This is a genomic window from Rhodobacter capsulatus SB 1003 (genome assembly GCF_000021865.1).
GTDB classification, from domain to species: Bacteria; Pseudomonadota; Alphaproteobacteria; order Rhodobacterales; family Rhodobacteraceae; genus Rhodobacter; species Rhodobacter capsulatus_B.
Genome location: NC_014034.1, coordinates 786,485 through 806,275 on the forward strand (window position 1 = coordinate 786,485; position 19,791 = coordinate 806,275).

Here is a 19,791-nt window from a genome sequence, read left to right on the forward strand (position 1 = left end):
AAGAACAATGGAATTCGGTTTCACCACGGCTGCCTATGTCGTTGCGGCAGTTCTGTTCATCCTTTCGCTGGGCGGCCTTTCGGGGCAGGAAAGCGCCAAACGCGCCGTCTGGTACGGCATCGTCGGCATGGCGCTGGCCGTGGCGGCGACGCTGGTCGGGCCGGGGCAGGGGCTTTGGATCCTGTCGCTGATCCTTCTGGGCGCGGGCGGCTTTTATGGCATGAAGGTCGCGAAAAAGGTCCAGATGACCGAGATGCCGCAGCTTGTGGCCGCGATGCACTCGCTCGTCGGTCTGGCGGCCGTTCTGGTCGGCTACAACGCCTATATTGAATCGGTGCGCGTGCCGGGCATGGACGAGGCGGCGAAAGCCGCGCTGGAAGGCTTCGCGGCGCTGGTCGCGCACAAGACGCCGACCGAGCTGGCGATCCTGCGGGTCGAGCTGTTCCTCGGTGTCTTCATCGGGGCCGTGACCTTCACCGGCTCGATCATCGCCTTCGGCAAGCTTGCGGGCAAGGTCGACACCAAGGCGAAGAAACTGCCGGGCGGGCATCTGCTGAACGCGACGGCGGCGCTGACCTCGATCGCGATGCTGGTGCTGTTCATGCTGGGTTACGGCACCTGGCCGCTGCTGCTGATGACGCTTCTGGCGCTCTTCATCGGCTATCACCTGATCATGGGCATCGGCGGCGCCGACATGCCGGTGGTGGTGTCGATGCTGAACAGCTATTCGGGCTGGGCTGCGGCGGCGATCGGCTTCTCGCTTGGCAACGATCTTCTGATCGTCACCGGCGCGCTGGTGGGCTCTTCGGGCGCGATCCTGAGCTACATCATGTGCAAGGCGATGAACCGGTCCTTCATCTCGGTGATCCTGGGCGGCTTCGGCAATACCTCGGGTCCGGCGATGGAAGTGGCGGGCGAACAGGTGGCGATCGACGCGCAGGGCGTGGCCGATGCGCTGAACGAGGCCGACAGCATCATCATCATCCCGGGCTACGGCATGGCGGTGGCGCAGGCGCAGATGGCGGTCAGCGAGCTGACCTCGGTGCTGCGCGGCCGCGGCAAGACCGTGCGTTTCGCCATCCACCCGGTGGCGGGCCGTCTGCCCGGGCACATGAACGTGCTTCTGGCCGAAGCCAAGGTGCCTTACGACATCGTTCTGGAGATGGACGAGATCAACGAGGACTTCCCGGAAACCGACGTGGCGATCGTCATCGGCTCGAACGACATCGTGAACCCGGCGGCGCAGGAAGACCCGAATTCGCCGATCGCCGGGATGCCGGTGCTGGAATGCTGGAAGGCGAAACAGGTCTTTGTCAGCAAGCGCGGTCAGGGCACCGGCTATTCGGGGATCGAGAACCCGCTGTTCTACAAGGAAAACACCCGCATGTTCTATGGCGACGCGAAAAAGTCGCTGGAAGAGCTGCTGCATCTGATCCGGCACTGAGCCGCCTTGGACCCCGTGACAGAGCCCCGCCGGAAACGGCGGGGTTTTTCATTTCGCCCCGGCTGTGCCGGGGCGACCCGCCGGGGGCTTCGCCCCCGGACCCCCAGGATATTTGCCGCAAGGTGACAGGGGGGCTCAGGGAAGAAGGTCCCAGAGCAGCTTGAGCGAGATCAGCAGCAGCGCCCAGGTGACGAGCTTGTAAAAGCTCTCGTGCGGCAGGATCCGCACCAGTTTGACCCCGAAAAAGACCGACACCGCGGCGACCGGGGCCAGTTTCAGCGCCGTGCCAAGGCTGGTGACATTGATCTGCCCCAGCGCCGCATAGGGGATCAGCTTGATCGCATTCACCCAGGCGAAGAGCAGCGTCGAAGTGCCGGCAAAGACCGTGCGCGGCAGGTTGAGCGGGATCGTATAGGCCTGATAGGGCGGGCCGCCGGAATGGCTGACGAAGCTGGTGAAGCCGGTGATCGTGCCCCAGAAGAGGCCGGGTGCCAGCCGTGCCCTGCGCGCACCGCCAAGGCGCGGACGCGCGAGCGCGTTCAGTGCGAAAACCACCCCGATCAGCCCGACCAGCGCCGTCACCGCGGTTTCGGGCACGACCGAGGCGGTGGCCCAGCCGAAGCCCACCCCCAAAGCCGTCGCAGGCACCAGGATCTTCAGCACCCGCGCGTCGAAATCGCGCCGGTAGGCGATCAGCCCGAACAGATCCGAGACGATATAGACCGGCAGCAAAAGCCCCGCCGCCGCGACCGGGTTCATCACCCCCGCCAGCAGCGGCACCGACAGCGACGAAATCATCGGCAGACCGCCCTTGGCCATGCCGACGCTGACCGCCGCCAGAACCGCCATGACCCAACCGAACGCATCCAGTTCCATCGCCCCTCCGAGAATCACCTGACCGCAGCCCGGGCTTTCGCGCCCCGGGCCGCCCGCCGCAAGGAAATGTTTAGCGCAAACAGCGGGCCGGGGGCAGTATGCAATCGCATACATCGCAAGGGAACTGGTCCTGCTGCCCCGCAGCACCCTTGCCAGCCGGGGGGTTAGACGCTAGTCCTTCGCCACGCTTACACCATTCCCGACCTGTGGAGGAACCCATGGCCCGACCCAAGATCGCCCTTATCGGCGCCGGTCAGATCGGTGGCACGCTTGCCCACCTCGCCGCGATCAAAGAACTGGGGGACGTCGTCCTCTTCGACATCGCCGAGGGCACGCCGCAGGGCAAGGCGCTCGACATCGCCGAATCCGGTCCCTCCGAGGGCTTCGACGGCTGCTTCAAGGGCACCAACTCCTATGAGGACATCGCGGGCGCCGATGTCTGCATCGTCACCGCCGGTGTGCCGCGCAAGCCGGGGATGTCGCGCGACGACCTTCTGGGCATCAACCTCAAGGTGATGAAATCGGTCGGCGAAGGCATCGCCAAATACGCGCCGAATGCCTTCGTGATCTGTATCACCAACCCGCTTGATGCGATGGTCTGGGCGCTGCAGCAATTCTCGGGCCTGCCCGCGGAGAAAGTCGTCGGCATGGCCGGCGTGCTCGACTCGGCGCGGTTCCGTCACTTCCTCTCGGTCGAATTCGGCGTCTCGATGCGCGATGTCACCGCCTTCGTGCTGGGCGGCCATGGCGACACGATGGTGCCGCTGGCCCGTTACTCGACCGTCGCGGGCATCCCGCTGCCGGATCTGGTGCAAATGGGCTGGACCACGCAGGAAAAACTCGACGCGATCATCCAGCGCACCCGGGATGGCGGCGCGGAAATCGTCGGCCTGCTGAAGACCGGCTCGGCCTTCTATGCGCCCGCGACCTCGGCGATCGAGATGGCGGAAGCCTATCTCAACGACCAGAAGCGCCTGCTGCCCTGCGCGGCCTGGGTCGATGGCGCCTTCGGGCTGGACGGGATGTATGTCGGCGTGCCGACGATCATCGGCGCCGGTGGCATCGAGAAAGTCGTCGATATCAAGCTGAACGACGCCGAACAGGCGATGTTCGACAAGTCGGTCGACGCGGTCAAGGGTCTGGTCGCGGCCTGCAAGGCGATCGATCCGACGCTGGCGTGATCCACGCCAAATTCTTGAAAGGGCGGGGATTTCCCCGCCCTTTTCAATTTGCGGCCAGCGCCTCCGGGTCAAAGCCCGTGCGCGCCCGGATCTGATCGAACAGCGCCCCCTCATGCGCGATCAGCGCCCGGTCAAAGGCGGCGGCGCGCAGATCGGGCGGGCACGGCAGCACCCCGGCAGCGCGCTGCGCGATCCCCGGCGCCCAGCCGCGCAAGAGCTTGCGCCCGCTCAGCGCCCTTGCCTGTTCCGCAGAGATCGTCTTTGCCGCCCGATAAAGCGCCCGCAGCCGGTCCCCGCAGGCCGCATCCGCCGCGATGGCGCGGATCTGCGCCCAGCGCGCGCGGCTGTGCGCGGCCGGATTGCCGGGGCGGTCCGCCAGCCCGTAGCGCAGCAGCTTGAGCGCGAATTGCAGCTCGGTCAGCCCGTCGAAATGCAAAAGCCGCATCCCGCCGCCCTTGACCAGATCGGGGCTGCGCCGCGCCGCCGGATAATGCGTCAGCCCGTGATGCACGCCGATGAAGAGCCCCCGCCCGGACCGCACGAAGGCCTTGCCCATCGTGTGACCGCAGACCCCGCCCTGCAGCAGCTGCCGGGCTTCGGCGTCATAGACCTGCCCGCCCTCGGTCGCGAACCCCTCCCAGGGCAGGCGAAAGGCGCCGCCGAAGATATCGGCCAGCGGCTGGCCGCGGATCTCCACCCGTTCCGCCACCGGCACCTGCACCCAGGCGGCCTGTTGCGGCACCCGGTCCAGCAGGGCGCCGATCGCATCGCCCGAGGGCTGCAGATATTCGTCGCAATCGCAGTGCAGGATCCAGTCCAGCCGCGTCTGCGCCAGGATCCGGCTGGCATGATATTTCTGCCGCGCGTTCATGTTTTCGGGGCGGCGGCCGAAGCTGCGATAGCGCCAGCTGTCCTCGCCATCCGCATGCAGCACCGCGCCCGGCACCCCCGCCAGAAGATCCTGCGCCGCAGGGTTGGGACGGTCCAGACAGACATGCACCTCGGCCGCGCCAAGCGCCAGATGATGGCCGACAAAGGCCGCGATCAAAGGGGCAGGCTCGTCCACCATCGACACCACGCCCCAGCTTGCCATGCCAACCTCTGATTTGAAATTTCCTTGCGCAAAGCAAAGCCGATTCCGTTATCGCAATCAAGTTCGCTGCTCTGCGGCAATTTGTGATCACGCATTTGCGGGCCGTGATCACAAAGCCGATTTTTCTGCCCCGGCGCCCGCGAAACGCGCAGTTTTGGGTTTGTGGCCGGGGCGGAATATGCCAAACCACCCCAAACACATCAGCATGGGATCAATGCCATGAATATCCACGAATACCAGGCCAAGCAGTTGCTCAAGAGCTACGGCTGCCCGGTCTCGAACGGCCGCATCGTGCTCAAGGCGGACGAGGTCAAGGCTGCAGCCAGCGAGCTTGACGGCCCGCTTTGGGTGGTCAAGGCGCAGATCCACGCCGGGGGCCGCGGCAAGGGCCATTTCAAGGAAGCCGAAGCGGGCGAAAAGGGCGGCGTGCGTCTGGCCCGCTCCGTGGCCGAGGCCGAAACGCTGGCCCGCCAGATGCTGGGCCGCACCCTTGTCACCCATCAGACCGGCCCGGCCGGGAAACAGGTGAACCGCATCTATATCGAGGAAGGATCGGACATCTCGCGCGAGCTCTATCTTGCGCTGCTGATCGACCGCAAATCCTCGCGCGTGAGCTTCGTCTGCTCGACCGAGGGCGGGATGGACATCGAGGAAGTCGCGGCCCACACGCCGGAAAAGATCCTCTCCTTCTCGGTTGATCCGGCGACGGGTCTGAGCGATTTCCACGGCCGCCGCATCGCCTTTGCGCTGGGGCTGGAGGGCAATCAGGTCAAGCAATGCGTGTCGCTGATCAAGAAGCTCTACAAGGCCTTCCTCGAGAAGGACATGGAGATGCTGGAGATCAACCCGCTGATCGTCACCACCGACGGCCAGCTGAAGGTGCTCGATGCGAAACTCGGCTTTGACAACAACGCGCTTTACCGCCAGCCCGACGTGATGGACCTGCGCGACGTGACCGAGGAAGACCCGAAGGAACTGGAAGCCTCGCGGTTCGACCTGAACTACATCGCGCTGGATGGCGAGATCGGCTGCATGGTGAACGGCGCGGGGCTGGCGATGGCCACGATGGACATCATCAAGCTTTACGGCGCCGAACCGGCCAACTTCCTTGACGTGGGCGGCGGCGCCACCAAGGAAAAGGTCACCGAGGCGTTCAAGATCATCACCTCGGACCCGAAGGTGAAGGGGATCCTCGTCAACATCTTCGGCGGCATCATGCGCTGCGACATCATCGCGGAAGGCGTGCTGGCGGCGGTGAAGGAAGTGGGCCTGAAAGTGCCGCTGGTGGTGCGGCTTGAAGGCACGAACGTCGAACTTGGCAAGGACATCATCGCCAAGTCGGGGCTCAATGTGATTGCCGCGGATGATCTGGCCGACGGCGCGAAAAAGATCGTGGCAGCGGTGAAAGGCTAAGAAGATGGCAGTCCTCGTCAACGAACACACCAAGGTCATCTGCCAGGGCTTCACCGGCTCGCAGGGCACCTTCCACAGCGAACAAGCCATCGCCTACGGCACGAAAATGGTCGGCGGCGTGACCCCGGGCAAGGGCGGCTCCGAACATCTGGGCCTGCCGGTCTTCAACTCGGTCCACGAGGCGAAACATGTCACCGGCGCCCATGCGACGGCGATCTATGTGCCGCCGCCCTTTGCGGCGGATTCCATTCTGGAAGCCATCGACGCCGAGATGGAGCTGATCGTCTGCATCACCGAGGGCATCCCGGTGCTGGACATGATGCGGGTGAAACGCGCGCTCATTGACAGCAAGTCGCGGCTGATCGGGCCGAACTGCCCCGGCGTGATGACGCCCGACGCCTGCAAGATCGGCATCATGCCGGGCTCGATCTTCAAGCGCGGTTCGGTCGGCGTCGTGTCGCGCTCGGGCACGCTGACCTATGAGGCGGTGAAACAGACGACCGATGTCGGTCTGGGCCAATCCTCGGCCGTGGGGATCGGCGGCGATCCGATCAAGGGCACCGAACATATCGACGTGCTGGAAATGTTCCTCGCCGATCCGGAAACCACCTCGATCATCATGATCGGCGAAATCGGCGGTTCGGCCGAGGAAGAAGCCGCCGAATTCCTGATGGCGGAAAAGAAAAAGGGCCGCTGGAAGCCGACCGCGGGCTTCATCGCCGGTCGCACCGCGCCCCCCGGCCGTCGCATGGGCCATGCCGGCGCCATCGTCTCGGGCGGCAAGGGCGATGCGGAAAGCAAGATCGAAGCGATGAAACGCGCGGGCATCGTGGTGGCGGACAGCCCCGCCCATCTGGGCGAAGCCGTGCTGAAAGCGATCAAGGGCTGAGCGCCCTTCGGGGCCGCGGCAGAGGAGGCCGCGGTCCCATTCCGGTTCCGGGGGTGTCGGGCCCCGCCTGTGACGCGTGCAACCAAGGGCCGAGAGGCCAGAACGGGAGGGTCGAATGAAGCTCACACTGACCACGGGGGCGATAGCCCTTGCGGCTCTGGCGCTGGCGGGATGCGACGCGGGTCCGACAACGATCGATCCGCCCGCCCCGGGCCCGATCACCACCACGCCGATCGTGACGACGCAAAAGGTGCCCGCGGGCATGACGCCCACCGGGGCGACCGGCTATGCGCTGGCGAATTCGGCGCGCACGAACGGCACCATCCTTGACGGCACCGCAGCGCCCTGCGGGCCGGAAAACGCAGGCGGCAATTACGACATCGCCTGCGCCGAAGCCGCCGGACAGCCCGGCACCGCAAGCCCCTACCGCCGCTGACCTGCCCGAGGCAAAGAATGCACCGTTCCGCATCGGCCCTTTTGGCCGCCCTTCTGATGCTGTCGCTCTCCGCCTGCATGGAGACCGGACCCGACCTGCCCGCCGCCGCCGCCCCCGGCCTTGCCCCGCCGATCCCGGTCGACAACCGGGCCAAGGCCGATTTCGCGCGGATGACCGGCATCAACAGCGACGCCGTCGCCGCGATCTCGGGCGATGCGACGCGTTCCTACGTCTATTTCGATCTGTTCGCGGCCAACAAGGCCGCGGTGACGGCCGCGCCGGACCGGCTCTGCCGCTATTATGGCAAAAGCCTGAAAAGCTCGTATGTGACCGATCCCGGGGACCGCGTCCCCGGCATGAAGGCGCTGGTGGTGGCGTGCAACTAGGCGCCAAAGCCTTGACATGAAAGGAAAGTCGATGCGTCCCCTCACGCTCGTTCCGATCCTCTTCCGGCCAATTGCCGCGGCCTGCCCGGCGGCGGCGTCGCTGCGGCTGCGCTGCGGCCCGGGGCCGGGCGCGCGTCGTCTTTCCGCCTGATCCGCTCTGGCGCGGCGGTGTCGCGCCGCCGGGCCCCCCGTTCCCTCCGGCCGCTTGGCCGTCCCGCAGCCGATCTCGCAAGGATCATCCCATGAACGATCACACACCGAACGACCAGTTCCACGCTTCGTCCTTCCTGCAAGGGGCGAACGCGGATTATGTCGAACAGCTTTACGCCCGCTATGCCGCCGATCCGACCTCGGTCGATCCGAACTGGGCGTCCTTCTTCGAAAGCCTGGGCGACACGGAACTTGACGCCAAGCGCTCGGCCCACGGGCCGAGCTGGGCCCGCGCCGACTGGCCGCCGTCCCCCAATGACGATCTGACGGCGGCGATGACCGGCGAATGGCCGATGCCCGTCGCGCCCAAGGAAAACAAGGCCGCGGCCGAGAAGCTGGCGGCGGCGGTGAAGGCCGCGGGGGTGCAGGTCTCGGACGAGGCGATCAAGCGGGCGGTGCTCGATTCCATCCGCGCGCTGATGATCATCCGCGCCTATCGGATCCGCGGTCACCTGATCGCCGATCTGGATCCGCTGGGCATGCGCTCGGGCGAGTCGCACCCGGAACTGGATCCGCGCTCTTACGGTTTCACCGAAGCCGACATGGACCGGATGATCTTCATCGACAACGTGCTGGGTCTGCAGGTCGCCTCGATGCGGCAGATCCTCGACGTGCTCAAGCGCACCTATTGCGGCACCTTCGCGCTGCAATACATGCATATTTCGAACCCCGAGGAAGCCGCCTGGCTGAAAGAGCGGATCGAGGGCTACGGCAAGGAAATCGCCTTCACCCGCGAAGGCCGCCGCGCCATCCTGAACAAGCTGGTCGAGGCCGAGGGCTTCGAGAAATTCCTGCATGTGAAATATACCGGCACCAAGCGCTTCGGCCTGGATGGCGGCGAGGCGCTGATCCCGGCGATGGAACAGATCATCAAGCGCGGCGGCGCGCTTGGCCTCAAGGAAGTGGTCATCGGCATGCCGCACCGCGGCCGGTTGAACATTCTGGCCACGGTGATGGCGAAACCCTACCGGGCGATCTTCCACGAATTTCAGGGCGGCTCCTACAAGCCCGAAGACGTGGACGGTTCGGGCGACGTGAAATATCACCTTGGCGCCTCGTCGGACCGCTCGTTTGACGGCCACACCGTGCACCTGTCGCTGACCGCGAACCCCTCTCACCTTGAGGCGGTGAACCCGGTCGTTCTGGGCAAGGTCCGCGCCAAGCAGGATCAGGCCCATGACGAGGACCGCACCCAGGTTCTGTCGGTGCTGCTGCATGGCGATGCGGCCTTTGCCGGGCAGGGGATCGTGGCGGAATGTCTGCAGCTTTCGGGCATCAAGGGGCACCGCACCGGCGGCTGCATCCATATCGTCGTGAACAACCAGATCGGCTTCACCACGGCGCCGCATTTCAGCCGCACCTCGCCCTATCCGACCGATATCGCGCTGATGGTGGAGGCGCCGATCTTCCACGTCAACGGCGACGACCCGGAGGCCGTCGTGCATGCCGCGAAAGTGGCGACGGAATTCCGGCAGAAATTCCACAAGGACGTGGTCATCGACATCTTCTGCTACCGCCGCTTCGGTCACAACGAAGGCGACGAGCCGATGTTCACCAACCCGGCGATGTACAAGAACATCAAGGGCCACAAGACCACGCTGCAGCTTTACACCGAACGTCTGGTCGCCGACGGTCTCATCCCCGAGGGCGAGATCGAGGACATGAAGGCGGCCTTCCAGGCGAAGCTGAACGAGGAATACGAGGCGGGCAAGACCTTCCGCCCGAACAAGGCGGACTGGCTTGACGGCCGCTGGAAGCACCTTGACCGGCAAAGCTCGGATTACGACGCGGGCGTCACCCCGATTTCGCCCGAACTGATGGCCGAGGTGGGCAAGGCGCTGACCTCCTACCCCGAGGATTTCGACATCCACAAGACCGTCGCCCGCCAGCTGGAGGCGAAAAAGGCGATGTTCGAAACCGGCAAGGGCTTTGACTGGGCCACGGCCGAGGCGCTGGCTTTCGGCTCGCTTCTGGCCGAGGGCTTCCCGGTGCGTCTGGCCGGGCAGGACTGCACGCGGGGCACCTTCAGCCAGCGCCATTCCGGGCTGATCGATCAGGCGACCGAGGAACGCTATTATCCGCTCAACCACATCAAGCCCGGTCAGGCGAAATACGAAGTCATCGACAGCATGCTTTCGGAATATGCCGTGCTTGGCTTCGAGTATGGCTATTCGCTGGCGGAGCCCAACGCGCTGACGCTGTGGGAGGCGCAGTTCGGCGATTTCGCCAATGGCGCGCAGATCATGTTCGACCAGTTCATCAACTCGGGCGAGCGGAAATGGCTGCGGATGTCGGGGCTTGTCTGCCTGCTGCCGCATGGCTTCGAGGGGCAGGGGCCGGAACATTCCTCGGCCCGGCTTGAACGCTATCTGCAACTCAGCGCGGAAGACAACTGGATCGTCGCGAACTGCTCGACGCCGGCGAACTACTTCCACATCCTGCGCCGGCAGATCCACCGCAACTTCCGCAAGCCGCTCATCCTGATGACGCCGAAATCGCTGCTGCGCCATCCGCTGTGCACCTCGACCGCGGCGGAATTCACCACCGGCTCCTTCTTCCGGCGCGTGATGTGGGACGATGCCGATGCGCAGCATCACGGCAATTCGGAGATGACCACGAAACCCGATGCCGAGATCAGCCGCGTCGTGATGTGTTCGGGCAAGGTCTATTACGACCTGCTGGCCGAACGCGACAAGCGGGGTCTGGAGGATGTCTACATCCTGCGCATCGAGCAGCTTTACCCCTTCCCGGCGCATTCGCTGGTGACGGAACTGGGCCGCTTCAAGGAGGCGCAGATCATCTGGTGTCAGGAAGAGCCGAAGAACCAGGGCGCCTGGAGCTTCATCGAGCCGAACCTGGAATGGGTGCTTGCGAAGATCGGGGCGAAGCATGGCCGGGCGCGTTATGCGGGCCGTGCCGCCTCGGCCTCGCCCGCGACGGGTCTGGCAAGCCGCCACAAGGCCGAGCAGGACGCGCTCGTCCAAGACGCGCTGGAGGGCTGAGATGACCGAGATCCGCGTTCCCGGGCTTGGGGAAAGCGTCTCGGAGGCCACCGTCGCCACCTGGTTCGTGAAACCGGGCGAGATGGTCGTGGCCGATGCGATGCTTTGCGAGCTTGAAACAGACAAGGTGACGGTCGAAGTCCGCGCCCCCTCAGCGGGGGTGCTGAGCGAGATCGTCGCCAAGGAAGGCGAGACGGTGGCGGTGAACGCCCTGCTGGCCGTGCTTTTGTCCGCGGGCGCGATGCCGCCCGCGCAACCCAAATCCGAAGGCCCGGCAGCCCCTCAAATCGCCGCGCCGACTGTTCAAGAGGTCAAGATGACGGATGTCATGGTCCCCGCGCTGGGCGAAAGCGTTGCCGAAGCCACTGTCTCCACCTGGTTCAAGAAGCCGGGCGATGCCGTCGCGCAGGACGAGATCCTGTGCGAGCTTGAAACCGACAAGGTCTCGGTCGAGGTTCCGGCCCCGGCGGCGGGCGTGCTGAGCGAGATCCTCGCCCCCGAGGGCGCCTCGGTCGCGGCGGGCGGTCGTCTGGCGATCCTGGCGGCGGGGTCTGCCGCGGCTCCAGCCCCGGCCGCTGCGGCGGCCGCCCCCGCGCCCGCCCCGGCGGCGCCCGCGAAGGATGTCGAACATGCCCCCGCGGCGAAAAAGGCGATGGCCGAAGCGGGTCTGACCCCCGATCAGGTCACCGGCACCGGCCGCGATGGCCGGATCATGAAGGAGGACGTGGCCGCCGCCGCCGCTGCCCCGGCCGCCGCCCCGGCCCCTGCGGCCCCGGCGCCGGTCGCGACGGCGCAGGTCTCGATCGCGCCGCCGCCCGCCACCGTGCCGCGCGCCCCGGTCCCGGCCGAGGATGCGGCGCGCGAGGAACGGGTGAAGATGACCCGCCTGCGCGCCACCATCGCCCGCCGTCTGAAAGACGCGCAGAACACCGCCGCGATGCTGACCACCTACAACGAGGTGGACATGTCGGGCGTGATGGACCTGCGCAACGTCTACAAGGACCAGTTCGAAAAGAAACACGGGGTCAAGCTCGGCTTCATGGGCTTCTTCGTGAAGGCCTGCTGCCACGCGCTGAAGGAAATCCCCGAGGTGAACGCCGAGATCGACGGCGGCGACATCATCTACAAGAACTACGTCCATATGGGCGTGGCCGTGGGCACGCCCTCGGGCCTTGTGGTGCCGGTGGTGCGGGACGCCGATCAGAAGGGCTTCGCCCATATCGAGCGCGAAATCGCCGAACTGGGCAAGCGCGGCCGTGACGGCAAGCTGACGATGCAGGAGATGCAGGGCGGCAGCTTCACCATCTCGAACGGCGGCGTCTATGGCTCGCTGATGTCGAGCCCGATCCTGAACCCGCCGCAATCGGGCATCCTTGGCATGCACAAGATCCAGGACCGGCCGGTGGTGGTGAACGGCCAGATCGTGATCCGCCCGATGATGTATCTGGCGCTGAGCTACGACCACCGCATCGTCGACGGCAAGGGCGCGGTGACCTTCCTTGTCCGGGTGAAAGAAGCGCTGGAAGACCCGCGCCGCCTGCTGATGGATCTCTGATCCTTCCCGATGCCGCAGGGGGCGGCGATCCGCCCCCTTCCTGCAAACCGCTCCCCTTTCATCTTGCTGAAAATATCCCGGGGGGCCCGGGGGGCAGCGCCCCCCGCCATTCGTCAGGGGAATGACCATGGCAGAATTCGACGTCATCATCATCGGCGGCGGCCCGGGCGGCTATGTCTGTGCCATCCGCTGCGCGCAACTGGGGCTCAAGACCGCCTGCGTCGAGGGACGCGGGGCTTTGGGCGGCACCTGTCTCAACGTGGGCTGCATCCCGTCCAAGGCGCTGCTGCATGCCACGCATGAGCTGCACGAAGTGCACGAGAACTTCGAGAAAATGGGCCTGATGGGCGCCAAGGTGAAGGTCGACTGGGCGAAGATGCAGTCCTACAAGCAGGACGTGATCGACGGCAACACCAAGGGCATCGAGTTTTTGTTCAAGAAAAACAAGGTGACCTATCTGCGCGGCTGGGGCTCGATCCCGGCGCCGGGTCAGGTGAAGGTCGGCGACGAGGTCCATACGGCGAAGAACATCGTCATTGCCACCGGCTCGGAATCTTCGGGCCTGCCGGGCATCGAGATTGACGAGCAGACGGTGGTGACCTCGACCGGGGCGCTGTCGCTCGCCAAGGTGCCGAAATCGATGGTGGTGATCGGTGCGGGCGTGATCGGGCTGGAGCTTGGCTCGGTCTATGCGCGGCTCGGTGCCGAAGTGACGGTGGTCGAATATCTCGATGCGATCACGCCCGGCATGGATGCCGAGGTGGCCAAGGGGCTGCAGCGCATCCTGACTCGTCAGGGGCTGAAATTCGTGCTGGGTGCCGCGGTGCAGGGCGTCGACAAGGCCAAGGGCAAGAACACCGTGCGCTACACCCTGCGCAAGGACGAGAGCGCCCATGCGATCGAGGCCGAGGTGGTGCTGGTCGCCACCGGCCGCAAGCCCTTCACCAAGGGGCTGGGGCTCGAGGCGCTGGGCGTCGAGATGCTGCCGCGCGGGCAGGTCAAGGCCGACAGCCATTGGGCGACGAATGTGCCCGGCCTCTATGCGATCGGCGATGCGATCGTGGGTCCGATGCTCGCCCACAAGGCCGAGGATGAGGGGATGGCCGTGGCCGAGGTGATCGCGGGCAAGCATGGCCATGTGAATTACGACGTCATCCCCGGGGTGATCTACACCACGCCCGAGGTGGCGGCCGTCGGCAAGACCGAGGATGCGCTGAAACAGGAAGGCCGGGCCTACAAGGTCGGCAAATTCTCCTTCATGGGCAACGGCCGGGCGAAAGCCGTGTTCCAGGCCGAGGGCTTCGTGAAGATCCTGGCCGATGCGGCGACGGACCGGATTCTGGGCGCCCATATCATCGGCCCTTCGGCGGGCGACATGATCCATGAAATCTGCGTGGCGATGGAATTCGGCGCCTCGGCGCAGGATCTGGCGCTGACCTGCCATGCGCATCCGACCTATTCGGAAGCCGTGCGCGAGGCCGCGCTGGCCTGTGGCGACGGCGCGATCCACGCCTGAAACCGACCGGCCCCGGCTTCGGCCGGGGCCGCTTTCTGACCGCCAAAGCCAAATCTCTGCACTGCGGCAAATCTGGTCTTGCTGAATCTGTCCGGCTTGTGCTTCATCGCGCAAGATTGTTGCGAGGAGAGAATCATGACCGCTGCCCGCCCCACCCGTTCGGTGCTTTACATCCCCGGCTCCAAGGAACGGGCGCTGGAAAAGGCGACGGGTCTTGCCTGCGACGCGATCATCTTCGATCTGGAAGATGCGGTGGCGGTCGATGAAAAGGTCAATGCCCGGGCCATCCTGATCAAGGCGCTGCGCGAGGCCGATTTCGGCGCGCGGATGCGGATCGTGCGGATCAACGGGCTGGACAGCGACTGGGGCCGCGAGGATGCGCTGGCGATGGCGGCGGCGCTGAAGGACGGCGTGAAGATCGACGCCGTTCTGATCCCCAAGGTCAGCACGAAATCCGATCTGGATGCGGTGGCGAACCTGATCCCCGCCGTGCCGCTTTGGGCGATGATGGAAACCGCGCTGGGCATGCTGAACGCCGCCGACATCGCGGCGCATCCGCGGCTTGAAGGCATGGTGATGGGCACCAACGATCTGGCCAAGGAGTTGCAATGCCGCTTCCGCGCCGATCGCCTGCCGCTGCAGACCGGGCTCGGCCTCTGCCTGCTCGCCGCCAAGGCCTTTGGCAAGATCATCGTCGACGGCGTCTACAATGCCTTCAAGGATGACGCGGGGCTGAAGGCCGAATGTGATCAGGGCCGCGACATGGGCTTTGACGGCAAGACGCTGATCCACCCGGCGCAGCTTGACATCGCCAATGCCGCCTTTGCCCCCTCCGAGGCCGAGATCGATCTCGCCCGGCGCCAGATCGCCGCCTTTGACGCGGCGCAAGCCGAGGGCCAGGGGGTTGCGGTTGTGGATGGAAAGATCGTCGAAAACCTGCATATCGTGACGGCGCGGCAGGTCCTTGCGAAAGCGGAGGCGATTGCCGCACTCGCAAGTTGAGAGGCAAGCCATGTCATTGATGATCCTCGGCATCCTGCTTTGGGTGCTGCCCCATTCCTTCAAGCGCCTGGCGCCGCACCGGCATCTGATGCTGCTGCCGCAGATCAAGGCGATCGACGCGGCGCTGATCCTGATCGGCACCGCGCTGATGGTGATCGGTTACCGCTCGGTCGAGGTGACGCCCGACGACAACCTTTACACGCCCCTGCCGGGGATCGGCCATCTGAACAACCTGCTGATGCTGGTGGCCATCTATCTCTTCGGTGTCAGCGGATCGCGCTCGATCCTGATCGACAAGATGCGCCATCCGATGCTGACCGGCATGCTTTTGTGGGCGGTCTCGCATCTGCTGGTGAATGGCGATTATGTCTCGGTGATCCTGTTCGGGTCGCTGGGGGTCTGGGCCGTGACCGAGATGGTGCTGATCAACCTCGCCGGTCCGTGGAAGCGGCCGAAACCGGGCTCGCTGATGGGCGACCTGAAGAACCTGATCGGCACGCTGCTGTTCTATGGCATCATCGTCTGGCTGCACGGGCTGATCCTGGGGCACAGCCTGTTTCTGGGGACCTATCCATGAAGCTTTACCGCCTTCTGACCGAGGATGACACCTCGGCCTTCTGTCACAAGGTGTCGATGGCGCTGTCGAAGGGCTGGGAGCTTCACGGCGATCCCGCCTATGGCTTCGACGCGACGCGCGGCGTGATGCGCTGCGCGCAGGCGGTGGTGAAGGATGTGCCGGGCGAATATCACCCCGATCTGAAACTGGGAGAGCAGTAAGATGGCGACGAAGACGAATCCGGGCCGTTTCTTCGAGGATTACGCGGTGGGGCAGGTGATCGGGCATGCCGTGCCCCGCACCGTGGCCGAGGGGGAACGGGCGCTTTACCACGCGCTTTATCCGGCCCGGCATGCGCTCTATTCCAGCGACGTCTTCGCCGCCACTTGCGGGCTCGATGGCTCGCCGCTTGATGATCTTCTGGCCTTCCACACCGTCTTCGGCAAGACCGTTCCCGATGTCTCGCTGAATGCGGTGGCGAACCTCGGCTATGCCGAGGGGCGCTGGCTGCTTCCGGTCTATCCGGGGGATACCTTGCGTTCGGTGTCCGAGGTGATCGGGATCAAGGAAAACTCGAACGGCAAGTCGGGCAATGTCTATGTCCGCACCCAGGGCCTCAACCAGAATGACGAGGTGGTGCTCGATTATGTCCGCTGGGTGATGGTGCGCAAACGCGACGCCGCCAGCCCCGCGCCCGAAGCCGTGCTGCCCGAGCTGCGCAAGGTCGTTCCGGCTGAGGATCTGGTGATCCCCGAGGGGCTGAGCTTTGAAGATTACGACTTCACCCTGGCCGGAGAGCCGCATCGGCTTGCGGACTATGAGATCGGCGAAAAGATCGATCACGTCGACGGCGTGACGATCGAGGAAGCCGAGCACATGCTGGCCACCCGGCTGTGGCAGAACACCGCCAAGGTGCATTTCGACGCCACCTTCCGCGAGGATGGCAAGCGGCTGATCTATGGCGGTCACGTCATCTCGATGGCCCGGGCCTTGTCGTTCAACGGTCTGGCGAATGCGCAGATGATCGTGGCGCTGAACGGCGGCGCCCATGCCAACCCCTGTTTTGCGGGCGATACCGTCAAGGCCTGGTCCGAGGTTCTGGACAAGGCCGAAACCGGGGCCCCGGGCGTCGGCGCGATCCGGCTGCGGCTGGTCGCGGTGAAACAGGGCGCGGCGCCCTTTGCGCTGAAAGGCGCGGACGGGAAATACCTGCCCGAGGTGCTTCTGGATCTCGATTACTGGGCGCTGATGCCTTTGTGATCGCAAATCCGGCCGCGGGCGGCCGAGTCGGCGCGGGAGGGGCGGAAACCGGCGGCGGTTTCCGCCCCTTCCGTTTGGCGCGCAGGCCGCGGGCCGCAGGCGGCCTTGCCCGGGACGAAAAGCGGCATCCGAATGTTACCGGACGACATTTGCGCATTGTCCGATTTTGTGATCACAAAGCAGAATTTCCGGCGTTTTTTTGCAACTGCAAAGGCGAAATTTGATCTGAATGCGTGACTTGGCCGCCGTGACCGCCTATTCAGGTCTCACAATTCCGGCCAACCCGTCTGCCTCCACTCTCTGGCCCGCGCAGACGGCCCAGCGAGTGAGGGACCCCAAATGGCTGAACCGAAACGGGTCGAGCGACCCCTTTCCCCCTTCATGATCGGCCCGTATTACCGTCCGCAGATGACGTCGATGAGCTCGATCCTGACCCGGATCACCGGCAACGCGCTGATTGCGGGCTTCCTGCTTGGCGCCTGGTGGCTGATCGCCGCCGTCTCCAGCCCCGGCTATTTCGGCTTCGTGAACTGGATCGTCACCTCCTGGCTCGGCTGGCTGATCTTCGCGGGCATGGCCTGGGCGATGTGGTATCACTACCTGACCGGGCTGCGGCATCTGCTGTGGGACACCGGCAAGGGGCTGGATATCGAAACCGCCGAGAAACTCGGCTGGGGGGCGATCATCGGCTCGGTGGTGCTGACGCTTTTGACGCTCATCATTCTGGCGATTTTCTGAGGAGGCAACCATGCGCTATCTGACCGATCGCAAACGCGCCGTCGGCAAGGGGGCCTCGGGGTCCGGGACCGAGCATTTCTGGTGGATGACGATGTCCTCGGTGGCGCTGGCCTTTCTGGTGCCCGCCTTCATCTTCGTCTTCGGCCATGCCATCGGCATGGATCAGGCCCAGCTTCAGGCCTATTTCGCCCGGCCCTTCCCGGCGATCCTGACCGCGCTGGTCACCATCGTCGGCATGCGCCATTTCGCCAAGGGCGCGCAGGTGATGCTGGAAGACTACACCCAGGGCAGCCTGCGCAAGGGGCTGGTGATCTTCGTCTATTCGCTGTCGTGGCTGATCTCGGCCCTGGTGCTTTATGCGCTGGCGAAGATGATGTTCCTTGCCGCCGCGGCGCAACAGATCACGAACTGACAGGGGCAACCGGACAATGGCTTCCTATACTTACGAAACCCACAACTATGACGTGGTGGTGGTCGGTGCCGGTGGCGCGGGCCTGCGGGCAACGCTGGGCATGGCCGAACAGGGGCTGCGCACCGCCTGCGTGACCAAGGTCTTCCCGACCCGCTCGCATACCGTGGCGGCGCAGGGCGGCATCGCGGCCAGCTTGGGCAACATGGGCCCGGACAGCTGGCAATGGCACATGTTCGACACCGTCAAGGGCTCGGACTGGCTCGGCGACACCGATGCGATGGAATATCTGGCCCGCTCCGCCCCGGCGGCGGTCTATGAGCTCGAACATTACGGCGTGCCGTTTTCGCGCACCGAGGCGGGCAAGATCTATCAGCGCCCCTTCGGCGGTCACACCACCGAATTCGGCGACGGCCCGCCGGTGCAGCGCACCTGTGCGGCGGCCGACCGCACCGGCCACGCCATCCTGCACACGCTTTATGGTCAGTCGCTGAAAAACAACGCGGAATTCTTCATCGAATATTTCGCGCTCGACCTGATCATGTCCGAGGATGGCGTCTGCCAAGGCGTCGTCTGCTGGAAGCTCGATGACGGCACTTTCCACGTCTTCAACGCCAAGATGACCGTGCTGGCGACGGGCGGTTACGGCCGCGCCTATTTCTCGGCCACCTCGGCCCATACCTGCACCGGCGACGGCGGCGGGATGGTGGCGCGGGCGGGCCTCGCGCTGCAGGACATGGAATTCGTGCAGTTCCACCCGACCGGCATCTATGGCTCGGGCTGCCTGATCACCGAAGGCGCGCGCGGCGAGGGCGGCTATCTGACCAACAGCCAGGGCGAGCGGTTCATGGAACGCTATGCGCCCCATTACAAGGATCTGGCGCCGCGCGACTATGTCTCGCGCTGCATGACGCTGGAAATCCGCGAAGGCCGCGGTGTGGGCGAGCACAAGGACCACATCCACCTGAACCTCAGCCACCTGCCGAAAGAGGCGCTGGCCGAACGTCTGCCCGGCATCTCGGAATCGGCGAAGATCTTTGCCGGCGTCGATGTCACCAAGGAGCCGATCCCGGTTCTGCCCACCGTCCACTACAACATGGGCGGCATTCCCACGAACTACTGGGGCGAGGCGTTGAACCCGACGGCGGACAATCCGAATGCGATCGTGCCCGGTCTGATGGCCGTGGGCGAGGCCGGTTGCGCCTCGGTGCATGGGGCGAACCGCCTTGGCTCGAACTCGCTGATCGACCTTGTGGTTTTTGGTCGTGCCGCGGCGATCCGGGCGGGGGAAATCGTCGATCCGAAGGCGCGTCCGGCGGCCTATAACCAGGCCTCGGTCGACAAGTGCTTTGCCCGCTTCGACGGGCTGCGCCATGCCAAGGGCCACACCCCCACCGCCGATCTGCGGCTGGAAATGCAGCGCACGATGCAGGCCGATGCGGCGGTCTTCCGCACCGACAAGACCCTGGCCGAGGGCAAGGCGAAGATGACCGAGATCGCGGCCAAGGTCGCCGATCTGAAGGTCACCGACCGCTCGCTGATCTGGAACAGCGACCTGATGGAAACGCTGGAACTGACCAACCTGATGCCGAACGCGCTGGCCACCATCGTCGGCGCCGAAGCCCGCAAGGAAAGCCGCGGCGCCCATGCCTCGGAAGACCACGCGACGCGCGACGACGTGAACTGGCGCAAGCACTCGATCATGCGGGTCGAGGACAACAAGGTCGACCTGAGCTATCGCCCGGTGATCACCGAACCGCTGACCACCGAGGCGGAAGGCGGCATCAGCCTGGCGAAGATCGCGCCGAAAGCGCGGACCTTCTGA

The 19,791-nt window shown here is 65.1% G+C and carries 18 protein-coding genes; 16 read left to right on the forward strand and 2 right to left on the reverse strand.

Translation table 11 applies throughout. The features are described from left to right. The first annotated feature begins 7 nt into the window (after positions 1 to 7). Positions 8 to 1,444 (forward strand): NAD(P)(+) transhydrogenase (Re/Si-specific) subunit beta, encoded by a 1,437-nt coding sequence (locus tag RCAP_RS03595; protein ID WP_013066460.1) that lies wholly within the window; start codon positions 8 to 10, stop codon positions 1,442 to 1,444. 135 nt (positions 1,445 to 1,579) lie between these two features. Here the strand turns inward: RCAP_RS03595 and RCAP_RS03600 are convergent, their stop codons facing one another. Then, positions 1,580 to 2,314, reverse strand: coding sequence for a sulfite exporter TauE/SafE family protein (locus RCAP_RS03600; protein ID WP_031320921.1), 735 nt, complete (start codon positions 2,312 to 2,314; stop codon positions 1,580 to 1,582). A gap of 224 nt (positions 2,315 to 2,538) precedes the next feature. Between RCAP_RS03600 and mdh the strand changes: the two genes are divergently transcribed. Then, positions 2,539 to 3,501, forward strand: coding sequence for a malate dehydrogenase (mdh, locus tag RCAP_RS03605; RefSeq protein WP_013066462.1), 963 nt, complete (start codon positions 2,539 to 2,541; stop codon positions 3,499 to 3,501). Between the two features lie 43 nt (positions 3,502 to 3,544). Here mdh and RCAP_RS03610 read toward each other — a convergent pair whose 3' ends face one another. After that, positions 3,545 to 4,594, reverse strand: coding sequence for a glycosyltransferase family 2 protein (locus RCAP_RS03610; protein ID WP_013066463.1), 1,050 nt, complete (start codon positions 4,592 to 4,594; stop codon positions 3,545 to 3,547). Between the two features lie 219 nt (positions 4,595 to 4,813). Here RCAP_RS03610 and sucC point away from each other — a divergent pair, with 219 nt between their 5' ends. The 14 genes from sucC to sdhA all read left to right on the forward strand — a co-directional run bounded on the left by sucC (position 4,814) and on the right by sdhA (position 19,791). Then, a complete protein-coding gene (gene sucC, locus RCAP_RS03615; RefSeq protein WP_013066464.1) occupies positions 4,814 to 6,007 on the forward strand; it encodes an ADP-forming succinate--CoA ligase subunit beta in 1,194 nt (397 codons plus the stop codon). 4 nt (positions 6,008 to 6,011) lie between these two features. Beyond that, complete coding sequence (gene sucD / locus RCAP_RS03620) at positions 6,012 to 6,896, forward strand: succinate--CoA ligase subunit alpha (protein WP_013066465.1); 885 nt, start codon at positions 6,012 to 6,014, stop codon at positions 6,894 to 6,896. 115 nt (positions 6,897 to 7,011) lie between these two features. Beyond that, positions 7,012 to 7,332 (forward strand): hypothetical protein, encoded by a 321-nt coding sequence (locus tag RCAP_RS03625; protein WP_013066466.1) that lies wholly within the window; start codon positions 7,012 to 7,014, stop codon positions 7,330 to 7,332. Positions 7,333 to 7,349: 17 nt separating this feature from the next. Beyond that, on the forward strand, positions 7,350 to 7,718 hold the full coding sequence (locus RCAP_RS03630; RefSeq protein WP_013066467.1) for a hypothetical protein: 369 nt from the start codon (positions 7,350 to 7,352) through the stop codon (positions 7,716 to 7,718). A 242-nt stretch (positions 7,719 to 7,960) separates the two neighbouring features. After that, a complete protein-coding gene (locus RCAP_RS03635; protein ID WP_013066468.1) occupies positions 7,961 to 10,930 on the forward strand; it encodes a 2-oxoglutarate dehydrogenase E1 component in 2,970 nt (989 codons plus the stop codon). A 1-nt stretch (position 10,931) separates the two neighbouring features. Next, a complete protein-coding gene (odhB, locus tag RCAP_RS03640) occupies positions 10,932 to 12,485 on the forward strand; it encodes a 2-oxoglutarate dehydrogenase complex dihydrolipoyllysine-residue succinyltransferase (protein WP_013066469.1) in 1,554 nt (517 codons plus the stop codon). Between the two features lie 127 nt (positions 12,486 to 12,612). Continuing rightward, entirely contained in the window at positions 12,613 to 14,001 is a 1,389-nt protein-coding gene (gene lpdA, locus RCAP_RS03645) for a dihydrolipoyl dehydrogenase (RefSeq protein ID WP_013066470.1), read from the forward strand. Between the two features lie 135 nt (positions 14,002 to 14,136). Next, positions 14,137 to 15,003, forward strand: coding sequence for an HpcH/HpaI aldolase/citrate lyase family protein (locus tag RCAP_RS03650; RefSeq protein WP_013066471.1), 867 nt, complete (start codon positions 14,137 to 14,139; stop codon positions 15,001 to 15,003). Between the two features lie 10 nt (positions 15,004 to 15,013). Next, positions 15,014 to 15,580 (forward strand): NnrU family protein, encoded by a 567-nt coding sequence (locus tag RCAP_RS03655; protein WP_013066472.1) that lies wholly within the window; start codon positions 15,014 to 15,016, stop codon positions 15,578 to 15,580. Next, complete coding sequence (locus tag RCAP_RS03660; RefSeq protein WP_013066473.1) at positions 15,577 to 15,780, forward strand: DUF1737 domain-containing protein; 204 nt, start codon at positions 15,577 to 15,579, stop codon at positions 15,778 to 15,780. Before RCAP_RS03655 ends, RCAP_RS03660 begins: the two co-directional genes overlap by 4 nt. A 1-nt stretch (position 15,781) precedes the next feature. Continuing rightward, positions 15,782 to 16,819 carry a MaoC family dehydratase gene (locus RCAP_RS03665; RefSeq protein ID WP_013066474.1) on the forward strand — a complete coding sequence of 346 codons (1,038 nt, stop codon included), beginning with the start codon at positions 15,782 to 15,784 and terminating at the stop codon, positions 16,817 to 16,819. 339 nt (positions 16,820 to 17,158) lie between these two features. Beyond that, on the forward strand, positions 17,159 to 17,557 hold the full coding sequence (gene sdhC / locus RCAP_RS03670; RefSeq protein WP_013066475.1) for a succinate dehydrogenase, cytochrome b556 subunit: 399 nt from the start codon (positions 17,159 to 17,161) through the stop codon (positions 17,555 to 17,557). 10 nt (positions 17,558 to 17,567) lie between these two features. Then, entirely contained in the window at positions 17,568 to 17,969 is a 402-nt protein-coding gene (sdhD, locus tag RCAP_RS03675) for a succinate dehydrogenase, hydrophobic membrane anchor protein (RefSeq protein WP_013066476.1), read from the forward strand. A gap of 16 nt (positions 17,970 to 17,985) precedes the next feature. After that, positions 17,986 to 19,791, forward strand: a complete 1,806-nt coding sequence (gene sdhA / locus RCAP_RS03680; RefSeq protein WP_013066477.1) for a succinate dehydrogenase flavoprotein subunit — start codon at positions 17,986 to 17,988, stop codon at positions 19,789 to 19,791.